Annotated in this window: 11 protein-coding genes and 1 pseudogene; 2 read left to right on the forward strand and 10 right to left on the reverse strand. The window is 50.0% G+C overall.

The genetic code is table 11. The features are described from left to right. Nucleotides 1-153: 153 nt before the first annotated feature. Entirely contained in the window at nt 154-2,670 is a 2,517-nt protein-coding gene (locus tag ACJHVI_RS08175) for a TonB-dependent receptor (protein ID WP_483184255.1), read from the forward strand. 70 nt (nt 2,671-2,740) lie between these two features. Here the strand turns inward: ACJHVI_RS08175 and ACJHVI_RS08180 are convergent, their stop codons facing one another. The 4 genes from ACJHVI_RS08180 to ACJHVI_RS08195 form a co-directional block, all read right to left on the reverse strand. Then, nucleotides 2,741-3,895 carry an anhydro-N-acetylmuramic acid kinase gene (locus ACJHVI_RS08180; protein ID WP_483184256.1) on the reverse strand — a complete coding sequence of 385 codons (1,155 nt, stop codon included), beginning with the start codon at nt 3,893-3,895 and terminating at the stop codon, nt 2,741-2,743. Continuing rightward, nucleotides 3,895-6,030 (reverse strand): polyphosphate kinase 1, encoded by a 2,136-nt coding sequence (ppk1, locus tag ACJHVI_RS08185; RefSeq protein ID WP_483184257.1) that lies wholly within the window; start codon nt 6,028-6,030, stop codon nt 3,895-3,897. Before ppk1 ends, ACJHVI_RS08180 begins: the two co-directional genes overlap by 1 nt. Nucleotides 6,031-6,111: 81 nt before the next feature. Next, the gene (locus tag ACJHVI_RS08190) at nt 6,112-6,342 is read right to left on the reverse strand and encodes an HP1242/YdcH family protein (protein WP_483184258.1); all 231 of its coding nucleotides are present in this window, start codon (nt 6,340-6,342) and stop codon (nt 6,112-6,114) included. A gap of 71 nt (nt 6,343-6,413) precedes the next feature. Beyond that, entirely contained in the window at nt 6,414-9,401 is a 2,988-nt protein-coding gene (locus ACJHVI_RS08195; RefSeq protein WP_483184259.1) for a mechanosensitive ion channel domain-containing protein, read from the reverse strand. A 96-nt stretch (nt 9,402-9,497) separates the two neighbouring features. Between ACJHVI_RS08195 and ACJHVI_RS08200 the strand changes: the two genes are divergently transcribed. Next, on the forward strand, nt 9,498-10,289 hold the full coding sequence (locus ACJHVI_RS08200; RefSeq protein WP_483184260.1) for a hypothetical protein: 792 nt from the start codon (nt 9,498-9,500) through the stop codon (nt 10,287-10,289). Nucleotides 10,290-10,338: 49 nt separating this feature from the next. On the opposite strand, the gene ACJHVI_RS08205 is transcribed toward ACJHVI_RS08200, so the two are convergent. The 6 genes and pseudogenes from ACJHVI_RS08205 to ACJHVI_RS08230 form a co-directional block, all read right to left on the reverse strand. Continuing rightward, complete coding sequence (locus ACJHVI_RS08205) at nt 10,339-10,815, reverse strand: GNAT family N-acetyltransferase (RefSeq protein ID WP_483184281.1); 477 nt, start codon at nt 10,813-10,815, stop codon at nt 10,339-10,341. After that, nucleotides 10,804-11,508 (reverse strand): annotated as a pseudogene (hisA, locus tag ACJHVI_RS08210) (1-(5-phosphoribosyl)-5-[(5-phosphoribosylamino)methylideneamino]imidazole-4-carboxamide isomerase); the annotation flags it as partial. The gene ACJHVI_RS08205 and the pseudogene hisA, both read right to left, overlap by 12 nt. Nucleotides 11,509-11,518: 10 nt before the next feature. Then, nucleotides 11,519-12,406: an acetylglutamate kinase gene (gene argB, locus ACJHVI_RS08215; protein WP_483184261.1), complete on the reverse strand. Its 888-nt coding sequence runs from the start codon at nt 12,404-12,406 to the stop codon at nt 11,519-11,521. Between the two features lie 22 nt (nt 12,407-12,428). Beyond that, nucleotides 12,429-13,055 carry an imidazole glycerol phosphate synthase subunit HisH gene (hisH, locus tag ACJHVI_RS08220; protein WP_483184262.1) on the reverse strand — a complete coding sequence of 209 codons (627 nt, stop codon included), beginning with the start codon at nt 13,053-13,055 and terminating at the stop codon, nt 12,429-12,431. Next, nucleotides 13,056-13,646, reverse strand: a complete 591-nt coding sequence (gene hisB / locus ACJHVI_RS08225; RefSeq protein WP_483184263.1) for an imidazoleglycerol-phosphate dehydratase HisB — start codon at nt 13,644-13,646, stop codon at nt 13,056-13,058. Further along, a complete protein-coding gene (locus ACJHVI_RS08230) occupies nt 13,643-14,035 on the reverse strand; it encodes an MliC family protein (protein WP_483184264.1) in 393 nt (130 codons plus the stop codon). Before ACJHVI_RS08230 ends, hisB begins: the two co-directional genes overlap by 4 nt.

A 14,035-nucleotide genomic window follows, 5' to 3' on the forward strand; every position in this document is an offset into this window, starting at 1 on the left:
TATTGTGAAAATAATTTCCGATAAGATTATCTGTGATGACTTGATTCTATAGAAGTTACGGTATAACATAAAATTTATGTAATTCTTTAGCAATTACTGCCGGAATAAATATATTATTGATTGAATAAAAAGGAATTATTTTAGATGCAGCTAATGAGCTTACGCACAGTCATTTATACTTTACCTTTGATGTTAAGCCCAAATCTTCAAGCGGATGCGGAAATTACTTTGCCGACAATCCATGTGAAGGCTAATTTTACGGATTCGGCATTTCATCGTCATTTAGATAGGGATCAGATTGCCAATACAGCAAAATCGAATAATAGCATTGATGCTTTGCTGCGTACGCATAGCGCGGTGCAGTTTGCCAGCGGTGCGGATAATTCCGAACAGCTAGGGGAAATTGCGCCGGCAAATATTTCTTTTCATGGAGAGGCGTTTTATAACAATCAGTTTGCGATTGACGGCTTGAGTAATACGGTTAATTTCAATCCTGCTCATAATGGTACAAGTCCTGTTCCCGATGCTTTAACAATTAATAACCATACGCCTAATCAGTTGCCGGCAGGTCATACGCAGGCTTTTTGGATTTCTAATCAACTGGTCGATAAGGTTTCTGTGATGGATAGCAATGTGCCGGCAAGATTTGGCAAATTCACCGGCGGCTATGTAGATGCGAAATTGATTGAACCGCAAACGGATAAACCTTCAGGCAGCATATCTTATCGGCAAAGCCGCGATGATTGGACGAAGTTTTATATTGATAATGCCTATGAAGCCGATTTTAGCAAAGGTATTTCACCGGAAACGCAGCCCAAATTTGTTAAGCAGCAATTTCATTTTGATGTCAATGTGCCGCTGAATGAAAAAGCGGCGGTGTTGTTTGCCTATGACCGTGAAGAGTCGCGGATTCCGCTTTTTCATCAGCATTTGAATGAGCGGCATAAGCAGCAGCGCTTAGCGGAAACGTTTTATCTTAAAGGACGTTATGATGTAAATAATCAAAATCGTTTTTTAGCAGGTTTAATTTATTCTCCGCATAAAGCGACCTATTACCCTGAAAATATTAAAGACGGACGCTATGAAGATGAAGGCGGCGGTTGGCGCCTTGATTTTACTTGGGAGCATAGCAATGATTTTGCCGATGTTGATACGCGGATTGCTTATCGGCAAATTCATGAGATGCAAGCTTATGATAAACAGAATTTATATCGTTATCAGGGTAATACACCGACTATTGATTGGGTTAGTTTTCCTGATACCGAAGAAGCGACGGTCGGCGGCTTAGGAACGGTGAAAAATTTTTCTGATGAATTAACCCTTAAGCAAGACTGGTTTTTCAAACCGATAAAAGGAGCGTTTTTCGATCAAGAATGGTCGGCAGGTTGGTCGTATCAATATGCGAGAGCGGGGATTAAGCGGGATAAAGCCAGCTATATTTATGCAGGTGCTGCGCCGACTGATGAGATGGATTGTTCTGATTGTATTCCGGGCGAGCAATATTTCACATGGTATACGCATATTCATCCTGTGCATGTACGCGTGCCTAATAGCAGCGCGGCAATTTGGGCGGAAAATCGTTTAAGCCGCAATAATTTGCGCTTAAATTTAGGCTTGCGTGCTGATTATAATCAATTTTTGAAAAATATTGATATTGCGCCGCGCCTGAGTTTTAAATACGATTTTAGCGATAAGGGCTATTATGTCTCGGGCGGGGCAAATCGTTATTACGGCACGGAAATGCTTACTTATAAACTACAAGGAGCATTTAAAGACCAAGATAATTATAACCGCCGTTTTGGTGAGGATAATAATCAATGGAGCGGTAAAGCCCACATGTTTTTAGGTTTTGCCGACAGTCAATTAAAAACGCCTTATAGCGATGAACTCAATCTGGCAATTGGACAAGAAACCAATAATTATCTGTGGCAGGGAAAATGGGTGCGCCGTTTTAGTCGCGATCAATTTATGAGCAAACGCTATGAAGATGATGAAGGGCGTATTGTGCGTGAATTGACCAATGAGGGACGCGGCAGGCATGATACCTTCAGTTTGAGTTTTGACAGCCTGCGTCCTTGGAAGCTAGGCATGGCGGAAATTGCTGTGAGTGCGGGGCTTGATTACCATCTGCACCAAAGTAGTTTGCATGGTCAAACCTTCAAACAAACCGAGTGGTGGAAAGAGCATAATGTGCAGCAAATGCTGGTAGACGGTAAGTTTTATCATCCTAAAGATATGCCGGCGATAAGCAGCTTTAATCGTCCTTGGGGCGGTTATCTTGCGGCGCAAATTAAGATTCCCGCATGGCATTTGACTTGGCAACCGCGTTTACGCTATGAAGCGGCGCGTAAATTTTATCAGCAGACTAATTTGCGTTGTCCGAATAGTAAACCTGCGCTTAATCGCCTTTGTGCAGGATATCAAGGCGGTAATTTGGCTCGTTATGATGGTGTTGAATATTCATCGGCAATTTTAAGCGACTGGCATTTTTCCTGGGATAAAGCTTTGGCTGAAGATTCTACCCTTAGCTTGAGTTTGGATATTTTGAACGTTTTTAACCGCAAGATTGTAGGTAAAAGAATTGTTACTGCTGCATGGGAAGAGAAAAAACGTGATGTCAGTTATCAACCCGGACGACAATTTTGGTTTGGCGTGAAATATCGCTGGTAGATAACATCATGGATGATAAATGCCGCTTTGAGCGGCATTTATCATATGCGGCTTTGCTGTCATCAGAAAGCTAATCCGCGCGGTGCAATGCGCCGAGAATGCAGCGGCGTTTTGCACCTGTTACCGCAGGGAGGTTGGCGCACATGCCTTGCAGATGGCAGTAAGCCAGCCAAGCGAAGGCGGAGGCTTCCAAGTAGTCGCTGTCGATGCCGTAATCTACGCTGCTTTGTATGCTCCAATCGGGTAGTAATTGTGCCAGTCTTTGCATGAGCAGAGGATTATGCGCACCGCCGCCGCAAACGATGATTTCTTGGCGGAAGTGCTTGTCGGTATAGCGTTCAATTTCTGCGACAATGCTGCGGGTGCTAAATTCCAAGAGGCTGCGTTGTATGTCTGCCGGTGCGTAGTCGGGCAGTGTGGCGAGTTGTGCATCTAACCATGCGAGATGAAATTTTTCCCGTCCCGTGCTTTTAGGTGCCGGTCGGCGGAAATATTCGTCGGCAAGCAGTTGTTCCAATAAGCGGTTTTGCACTTGTCCTTGTCTGGCAAAGGTGGCGTTTTTATCGTAGCCCAGTCCTGTATGGCGTTCCGCCCATGCGTCCATGAGCATATTGCCGGTGCCGGTGTCGTAGCCAATGGTGTCCTGATGAGGTCGCAGGACGCTAATATTGGCAATGCCGCCGATGTTCAGCACGATGCGGATGCTGTTTTCGCAGGCAAAGAGGTATTCATGAAAAGCGGGCACCAGCGGTGCGCCTTGTCCGCCTACTGCCATGTCTTTGCGGCGAAAATCGGCGACGGTATCGATACCGGTACGCGCGGCAATCAGATGGGCATCGCCCAATTGCATGGTGAAAGGATTGTCGCCTTGCGGTTGATGGAATACGGTTTGTCCATGACTGCCGATGGCGCGAATTTGATGAGCGCAGAGTGTTTCTTGGGCGAGCAGCCCGAGTACGGCTTGGCTAAAGAGTAGTCCCAGACGATGGTCAAGTTCGCCGATGGCTTGCAGGGGGCGGCTGTCTCCTTGCGCTAATGCCAAGATTTCTGTGCGCAAGGCAGCGGGAAAGGGTTCTTGATAGCTTGCCAAGAGCTTGGGGGCGGCGGAAAAATCGACTAATGCCACGTCCACGGCATCCAAGCTGGTGCCAGACATGATGCCGATGTAGAGGTGCTCACTCGATTCTTGGGGCGGTTTTGCCGCCCCGTGATGGGCATGGTGCATCAGCTCAGGGTTTTGGTTTTGCGATGGCGCAGGCTGTGCGCTTCTTTGTAACGCTTTATGGCATCATTGATAAAGCGTTCTTGGCAGCCGAGTTTGCTTTTGCCGTTGTGGCGGTGCACATAGCTGCCGTCCGGTTGCATAAGCCAAGCGTATTTGCTGTCATTGAGCTGGGTTTCCAAGAAATGATTGAGTTTGCTGCGGATAGCGGGTTTGTCGATGCTGACTAAGATTTCCACGCGGCTTTCCAAATTGCGGTGCATGAGATCAGCCGAGCCGATGAAGTATTCTTCTTCGCCGCCGTTATAAAAATGATAGACGCGGGCATGCTCTAAAAAGCGCCCGACGATGCTGGTCACGCTGATATTTTCCGATAGTCCCGCCACGCCGGCTATCAGGCGGCAGCTGTCGCGCACAATCAGCTGTATTTTGACGCCCGCTTGCGAGGCGCGATATAGGGCATTGACGATATCAACGTCTTCTAAGGCATTGGTTTTCAATCGAATCAGGGCTTTTTCGCCTTTTTGTGCAAAACCGATTTCGCGCCCGATGCGTTCCAATAGTCCGGCTTTCATATGGCGCGGAGCAGGCAGGGTGCGTTGGTAATGACGGTTGGGGCTGTAGCCGGTGGTTAAGTAATTAAACAGTTCGGTAAGGTCTTCGCCGACGGCTTTGTCGGCGGTAAAGAAGCCGAAATCGCTGTATTGGCGGGCGGTGCCGGAGTGGTAATTGCCTGTGCCGATGTGGGTGTAGCGGCGCAGTCCGTCATAGTCTTGGCGGATGATGTGTATGATTTTGGCATGGGTTTTTAATCCGACGATGCCGTAAGTTACGTGAATGCCGGCTTCTTCCAAATAGTTTGCCCAGCGGATATTGGCGGATTCGTCAAAGCGGGCTTTGACTTCTACCACAACGGTCACTTGCTTGCCGTTGCGGCTGGCTTCTACCAGATGCGAGATGATTTTGGAATCCGATGAGGTGCGGTAAATGGTCATTTTAATGCCTAAGACTTTGGGGTCGCGGCTGGCATCGGCAAGGAGGCGTTCAATCGTGGTATTGAAGGACTCATAGGGGTATTGGGTCAGGAAGGGACCGTTTTTGCGGATGGTATGGAAAATATTGCCTTCGCCGACAAAGGCTTCATGTTCAACAGGTTGGTGTGGCGGGTATTTCAAATCGCTGCGGTCAATGGCGACGATTTCAAATAAATCGCGCATTTGCATCAGTCCTGTGGCGGCGAAGGTGTCTTTATCTTCCCGCAGTTGCAATTCGGCAGAGAGCATGCCTTTGTGAATGGGGTCGATGTCTTGCTCGTATTGCATGCGCACGATGGGTGCGAATCGGCGTTCAATCAATTCATCGGCAATCAGTTCGAGCAAATCGGCGGCGTTTTCTTCGTTTTTTTCGGTAATCGCATTGCGGGTAACGCGGAATAAATCCACGTTTTGCACCAGCATATTGGGAAAGAGCAAATCCAGATTATTGATGATGAGGTCTTCAACGGTAATAAAGACATGCCGATCGGCTTCCTGAATATTGATGAAGCGTTTGCTGCCTTGTTCCACCGGCACTTTAACGCGCGCGATGGAAGTGCGGTTGCTGTCGGGATAATTGAGTTTAATCAGTAAATTCAAGGATAAATTGCTGACAAAGGGAAAGGGATGGGCGGGGTCGACTGCCTGCGGGGTCAGCAAAGGATAGATGTTTTCGGCGAAGTAATCGCGCATTTGCGTTTGTTTTTCTTTGGATAATTGCGAGAAGCGGCGCACTTCGATGCCTTCTTTTTTCAGCTCGCTTTGCAGCTGTTTCCATATTTTGGCGATGCGTTGTTCGATTTCGCGCACTTTTTCGTAGCAGGCGTCGATTTGTTCCTGTGCGCTGCGTCCGTCCGCAGACGGGGTGTAAATTCTGGCGGCGACTTGCTGTTTGAGTCCGCCGATGCGTTTCATAAAGAATTCGTCCAAATTATTATTGACGATGGCGAGAAAGCGCACGCGTTCCAAAAGCGGATTGCTGGAGCGCGTGGCTTCAAATAAGACGCGCTCGTTAAAACCTAGCCATGTGAGTTCCCGATTCAGATAGATGCTTTTCGGGTCTGCGGCGCTAATGTCGATAAGTGGCGAAGTCGCTTCGGTCATGTGCGTTTCCAAGGGTTAAAATTTCAATAAATGCAAATTCTTCTATATTAATGAAAAAGCGCCCTGTAAGGGCGCCTGTACTTAGCCTTGCTGCTCTTTTTCTTTCTTTTGCAGATAGGCATAGATTTGGTCTTTTAATGCCAGTTTTTTCTTTTTCATTTCATCGATTTCCAAATCGCGCGGCGCGGCAACGGGATCTTTTAATAAGCGGTTGATTTCTTCGTCAAGCGCATTATGTTCGTCAAACAAACGCGCGAAGTGGTTGTCGTTTTGGCGTAATTGTGCGATTAAATCACGATACTCTGGAAGCATAGTCGTCTCCTTTTTGTTAATTGGTATGGCTATCTTAACTGATAGCCTTTGCCTTGTTAAGTGCGGCAGCACTATATTTTTGGCTTTTTGGGTTGCTGTTTTTTCAGCCAGTCGTCAGCCGAAATATTTGGCATGAAATCTTCTTCAAGTTCGCGTTGGGCTATGTCAAGTTTGGGATAAGCAAATTCAAAGTTATGCTGTTCGCAGGTATGCCATAGGGCGCGGATCACTTTATGCCGCGTGAGCGCATAGCCGTGATTGTCCATGTGCAGATAAAAATGGACACGGTAGGTTACGCCGCGTTCGGTATATGCCCAAGCAAATACGCCACATTCAAAATCTTGCTGATGAATGAGTTGTTCGCTTTTGCCCAGTTCGATGAGTGTGTGCATTAAGGCTTGTTCTACATCATGCGGATCATGGCGATAGCTCAAATCGAATTTGACGACCACACGCACAATTTGATCGCTATGCGACCAATTGATAAAGGCGGAAGTGACAAAATCCGAATTGGGCAAGATAACGCTTTCATTGTCGAAGGTGGTAAGTGTCAGGGTACGCATGCCGATGCGTTCCACGGTGCCGGTGTAATTGCCGGCGGTAATGATGTCGCCGCCGCGCAGCGGTCGTTCGATTAAGAGCAAGATGCCGCTGATGAAGTTATTGGCGATGGTTTGCAAGCCGAAACCGATACCCACACCCAGCGCACCGGCAAAGACGGTAAAGGCGGTTAAATCCAAGCCGATAATGCGCAGCGCGAGTAAGAAGCCTAGAGTTACCAATGCGTATTGCGTGAAAACGGCAAGAGAGTTGCGCATGCCTGTGTCATGCACGCGTGCATAGACCCAGCGGTAGCACAGGGATTTCATCCAGCGTCCGAATTGGATAATCACATACAAAATGATCGCCAATAAAATCAAGTTCATTAGGGTGAATTGGCTGTCTTCTTCGCCGCTGAACAGGGGTTTGCGCAAAATGGCGAACAAATCGCGGAAGACGGGAATATTGGCGTTCCAATTATAGGTTTCGGCGAGCAGATAGAGCAGCAGCAGGAAGCTGCCGTAGCGGAAAATACTGTGAATGGGATTGATGACGTCCTGCGCCCAAAAAACGCTGTTATTGGTATGGCTGAGCACGTATTTTTTCGCCGCCAGAGAGATGTCTTTACACAAGCCTAAAAACGTTACCCAAACAATGATATAGCACAGAGCAATCAGCAGATAGCGCGCCATGAGCCAAGCCAAATTAAGATAGCCGAGCGCGCCTACGCAGCCGAAGAGGAAAAAGCCCAGCGGGATAACCTGCATAATCAGGCGCACGATGCGGTAGGTGTAAAGCGCGCCGTGTTCTTCGGCAAGAAAATGCAGCATATTTTGCAAAATACGCCATAGCGGAAAGCTGATTAAGAGGGTAAAGACACAGAAAAACCAGCGGAAACTGTCGATAATCAGTTTTTCCGAGAGAATCCATTGCGCCATAAAGACTAATGCCAGCAAGAGGCTGCCGATGGCGGCGGCGGTGGTTACACGGCGCACGCGGTAACGTTCGGTATTGCTGGTCAGCAAATGGCTTTCGCTGAGCGTGTGGACGCAGAAATAGGGTATCGTGATGAGCAAGAACCAAATCGGCAGCAATAAAATCAATTGCGAGCCGGGGGCGGGGACTTTCGCGACCCGCAATACCGCCCAAGTCATCACTAATAAGCCGATATAGGGCAGATTGTATTTACTCATCCCAAATACAAATAAAATCAGCCGCGTAGAAAAGGAAATCTTTTTCACATTGCGATAATTGCGCACCAGATGATTGGCAAGACTGGTCAGCCAAGCGGTCAGTCCGATAATAGCTAAGCAAATCATGCCCAGACGCGCTTTTTCGCCGGCACTGAGCACTTGCAAAGATTGCCATAAGGCTTGGAAAGAGACGGCGTATTGTCCTAAAAAAGCGGTCAGCGCCTTGCCCAATTTTTCGCCCAAACTGGCGGGCTGGGCGAAAGCGGCGACAAAATCATAGCGGCTTGTGATGTAGTTTTTAGATAATTCGGCATATTGCGAATCCACGCCCTGCACAATCAATTGCTGCGCTGCCTGCGCATTGATAATCGCCTCGCTGAAGGCTTGATATTGTTCCTGCAATTGCCGATGACGCTCGACGATGCCCTGCGGTATCTGCTGTTGCTGGCGTTGATAGAGGGCGTATTGCTGCTCCATAACCGCCATATTATTGCTTAATTGCTGCTGCATGGCGCTTAGGCGTTGTTCGCCCGCCGATAATTCCGCTTTAACTTGATGAATCCGTTCTAAAGATACACTGCTTAAATCGGCAAATTGCAATTCTTGCAGGCGGTTGTCGATATTATGAAATTCCAGCTGCAAATCGACAATCAATATTTGCCTTGTAATCAATGCCATTTCAATTTGCTGATTGAAGCGGCGCATGCGGTCGTCGCCGATAAAGGGTAGGGCGGCGTTGAGGCGTTCGCGCTCGGATTTGAGTTTCTGCAATTGCTGCGACAATGCCGTGGCGGCGGCATAGGGCGTGTTTTCATTGGCGCGGCGGCTTTGCAGCCATAATTCATTATGCCGCTGATAAAGGCTTTCTTGCAGTCCTTGTTGGCGGATAATCAATTGCTGCACATTTTTTTGCAAAGTCAGGATGGTGCCGATATTGATGACATTTTCTTGGCAGGCGGCGAATTGCGCAGCGGTATCGGATTCGCCCTTGCTGACCGAGTTTGTCAGCGGATTGGCTTGCTTTTGCAGTTCCGCATTGAGCGCTTCGCATTGTTTCTGCGTATTGAGCAGACGGGTTTCCATTTCCTGTATAGCGATTTTGGCGGCATCGGCGGCGATTTTGACTTGATCGACATTCAGGCGCAAAGCGCTTAATTCTTCTTGCGAAACCGCTTGTGGTACTTGTTCCAACTCTTGGGCGAGCGTGTGGATGAGTTTTTCGCGCCGCGCAATTTCCGTGCGCAATTCTTCAGGACTTTGCGCTTGGCTGAGATTGGAAAACCACAAAAGCAGGGGAAATAAATAAACAATAATTCTCGATAGCATAGAAATAATTAAGGGCTTGTCTAAGCCCGGCTGGATTCTGGAAGGATTTACCGATATTCTACCGCACAAATCCGCATTTTCAGATAAAAAGGAAGAATGATGCAAAAAATGCATTTGCTTGCGCGCGCCGACGCGCGTCCGCTTCATGAGGCGAAAATTTGGTTTGCCGACGGCTTGCGTCTGATTCAGGCTGCGCCTTGGCTATGGATGCTGGTCAGCGTAATCGGCATTGCCATCAGCTTCGCCGCTTTGATTGTCGGCGGTATTTTCGCCGCTATCCTGCCTTTATTAGGCTTGGTGCCGATGGTGGTGGCGCAATGCTTTATCCAAGCCGGCATGTTGATAATTTGCGCCAAACTCGCCGCCGGCATTAAAGCCGAAATGAACGATTTTTTTGCCGCCTTAGCGCGTATTAAAAGCCGTTCTTTCTTACAATTATGCTTATTTATTCTGACGCTTGACCTTGTTTTAGTCTTATTGCAAAACCTCTTGTTCCCCGAACCGTTGGTCTGGATTGAAAACGAGCAACTGCATATGGCGGAAGCGGCGAAGATTTACCAAGCCGCCGCTTTTATGGTTTGCGCGCAAACGGTGATTCTTTTCTTCACATGGGCGATTTTGCCGATCTTGGTAGAATTTCCCCGCCAATCCTTCAAGCAATTGCTGGCTTTACAGTTCGACGGTATGGCAAGCAATATCAAACCGCTAATATTTTTCGGATTATTGTGCAGCGCCGCGGCTAGTGCGGCATTTTTCACGGTGCTGCTGATGGCGAAAATCTCTTCTTTATTAGGCTTTTTACTGCTGGTGGCTTTAGGGCTGTGGGGCTGGCCGCTCTTGACGACTTGGACATTCAGCGCCGTGCGCCATATTTTCATGGATTGGTAAATCATCCATCGGCTTGCCGCAAGTGCTGTGCGGCAAGCCGATTAAGTCTTTACAAAGTTTTTTGCATATCGCGGTGCGGGATGTCGGCGTCCAGATATTCTTCGCTGCACACTTCATAGCCGAGGCTGCGATAGAAATCAAGGGCATGTACCTGTGCGCCCAAAACGGCAGTTTTCGCGCCCATTTTGCGTGCATGCGCTTCGGCGGCAAGCATAATCGCTTTACCTGCACCACTGCCGCGCGCGCTTTTCGCCACGGCAACGCGTTGGATTTTCGCTTGCTCGGCGTCTTTGAGGTAAAAGCGCGCTGTCGCCAGCGGATTGCCTTGCGCGTCTTGCAAGACCAAATGACGGCATCGGGCTTCGAGTTCGGGGCTGTCGATTTCTTCGGCTTCGCTGACGCCTTGTTCTTCAATAAAAACTGCACGGCGCAGGGCAATGGCTTGGGCGTAAACGGTATTGTCGATACGGTCGCTAAAGCGAATCGGACGCGGCGAGATGCCTGCCGTTTGATAGGCTTCGTTCAGGCTGAATGCGCCGTCATACAGAGCGCGTCCGATAATCGCACCGGCAATCGGCGTGCTGCTGTTTTTAAGCACCTGAATGTCAGCAAGACTGGATACACCGCCCGAGGCAATCACGGGAATACGGGTGGCGCGGGCAAGGGCGGCGGTTTGCTTGATATTCACGCCGCCCATCATGCCGTCTTTGCTGATGTCGGTATAAATAATCGCGGCAAAATGTGCCGGATTGAATTCGGTCGCCAGTTCGGCGGCTTTGACGGCGGAGATATTTGCCCAACCGTCGGTGGCGACATAGCCGTCTTTGGCATCGATGCCGAGAATCAGGCGCTGCGGATATTTGGCGGCCAAGGCGGCGACCGCCTGCGGCTGGCTGACCGCTTTAGAGCCGATAATGCAATATTGCACGCCTAAATCCCAATAATGACAAGCGGTTGCCTCATCGCGGATGCCGCCGCCGATTTGCAGGGGAATATGCGGAAATGCCGCCATAATTTCGCGTACGACGTCGGCATTTTGCGGGCTGCCGGCAAAGGCGCCGTTCAAATCGACCAAATGCAGGCGGGTCGCGCCTTGCTCAATCCAATGGGCGGCGGTTTGCACGGGGTCGTTCGAAAAAACGGTAGCATCTTCCATGCGGCCTTGTTTGAGGCGCACGCATTGTCCGTCTTTGAGATCTATCGCAGGAATGGGTAACATCATCATCCTTTTATTCAGCTAAAATCATGGAGCCGACGCCGCTGTCGGTGAAAATTTCGAGCAGCATGGCATTAAGCACGCGTCCGTCAATAATATGCACGGCTTTCACGCCTTCTGCGGCGGCATCAAGGGCGGAGGCGATTTTCGGCAGCATGCCGCCGGAGAGCGTGCCGTCGGCAATCAGGGTTTCGATTTTTTTCGGGCTGAGATTGGTCAGCAGATTGCCGGCTTTGTCCATCACGCCCGTGATATTGGTCATCATAATCAGCTTTTCTGCATTCAGCTCCGCTGCGAGGCGTCCTGCGACCACGTCGGCATTGATATTGAAGGCTTCGCCGTTTGTACCGGCGCCAATCGGCGCGACGACCGGAATATAGCCGTCTTTTACCATTTCTTGCAGCAGACTGCAGTCGATGCGCTCGATTTCGCCTACTTGCCCGATATCAATACAGCCTTGTTCGGGCGTATTGAGCAGGAGTTTGCGCGCGCGGATAAAGTGGGCGTCGCGTCCGGTTAAGCCGACCGCTTTGCCACCATACTGGTTAATCAGCGAGACGATTTCTTTATTGACCTGTGCGCCCAAGACCATTTCTACGATTTGCATGGTTTCGGGGTCTGTTACCCGCATGCCTTGCACAAATTCGCCTTGCTTGCCGATTTTCTCCAGCATGGCGTTTATTTGCGGCCCGCCGCCATGCACAATCACCGGATGAATACCGACCAATTTCAGCAGGGATACGTCTTTGGCAAAGCCTTCTTTGAGTTTCTCTTCCGTCATGGCATTGCCGCCGTATTTAATCACGAAAATACAGCCGGCAAAGCGGCGGATATAGGGCAAAGCCTCGCTTAGAATGGCGGCTTTGTCGCTGGCTTTAAGTGCGGGGGCGGATGCGTGCATGTTTCTCCTCTTTATAGATGTTTTACGGTTGCCAGTTCACGAAATTGGCAAGGAATTGCAAGCCGGCTTGAGCGGATTTTTCAGGATGGGCTTGCAGTCCGGCGATGTTGTCGCGGGCAATGGCGGCAGGAAAGACGATGCCGTATTGCGTGCTGCCGATGGTATGCGGATTGGGCGAGAGATGGTAGCTATGCACATAGTAGAAATAGCTATTATCTTCAATGTTCTGCCACAGCGGATGCGCTTGGCTTTGTCGGACGCGGTTCCAGCCCATATGCGGAATTTTAATCGGCGCGTCGCCGTCGCGGTAATCGGGGCGAAAACGCCGGACTTCGCCTTCAAAAAAGCCCAAGCCGTCTACACCGCCGTTTTCTTCGCTGCGCCGCATCATCAATTGCGGCCCGATGCAGATGCCTAAAAAGGGTTTTTCGCGCGCCGCCGTTTGCAGGGCGTCAATCAGGTCTAAATCTTGCAAAGCGCGCATGCAGGCGGCAATCGCGCCTTGTCCAGGCAATAAGATGCGGTCGGCTTGGCGGATGTCTGCGGCGGCGGTGGCAAGGCAGAGCTTGGCAGTCGGGGCAACGCTTTGCAAAGCCTTGTGTACGCTGTGCAGATTGCCCATGCCGTAGTCGATAATCGCGATGCGCATTTATAAGCAGCCTTTGGTCGAGGGAATGCTGCCGGCGGCGCGCGGATCTTCTGCTGCCGCCATCCGCAGAGCACGCCCGAAAGCCTTGAAGATGGTTTCGATGATGTGATGATTGTTCACGCCGCGCAGATTGTCGATGTGGACGGTAGCGCGGGCATGATTGGCAAAGCCTTGGAAAAATTCAAAAAAGGCTTCGGTGTCGATATCGCCGATTTTATCGCGGCTGAATTGGGCATGAAAATGCAGACCGGGGCGGCCTGAAAAATCGATAACCACGCGCGATAAGGCTTCATCCAGCGGCACATAGGCATGTCCGTAGCGGTAAATGCCGCGTTTGTCGCCCAAGGCTTCACGCAGGGCGTCGCCGAGCGCAATGCCGGTATCTTCAATGCTGTGGTGGCAATCGACATGCAAATCGCCTTCGACGCGCAGGTCTATATCCAAGAGTCCGTGGCGCGCGATTTGTTCAAGCATGTGATCGAAAAAGCCCAGTCCTGTATTGAGGCGGGCTTTGCCTGTGCCGTCGAGATTAAGGCTGATGTCGATTTTGGTTTCATTGGTGTGGCGTTCGATACGGGCTTGACGTGTCATTTCAGTTCTCCTAAGCGGCAGCCGCTGCTCAGCACCGTCGGGCTGTGCGGATGACCGACGGCGGCGGTTTTGCCGTCGCTAAAAAAAGCAAGGTGGGTATTTTCAAAAATCGCGGGACGGGCGGAGGCGGCTTGCTGCAATTGCGCTTCGCGTCCTTGATAGCGCAGCTGTAATTGCCGTCCGTCGGCGCTTAAGCGCGTTTCGAGGCGGTTGCCGTCTTCGCATTGCCAAAGTGTCCATTTGTCGGCGCCAATCGGCAGTTTGACTTGCGGCGGCAGGGGAATGCCCGCCCCTTGCGCAGGATTTTGCGCTTCGATGCTGTCGCCGGATTGGCTGGCGCAGGCGCTGAGCAATAGGGCGCAGCTACAGGCAGAGATAAAGGTTTTCAT

The sequence above is a fragment of the Suttonella sp. genome, from assembly GCF_056855035.1.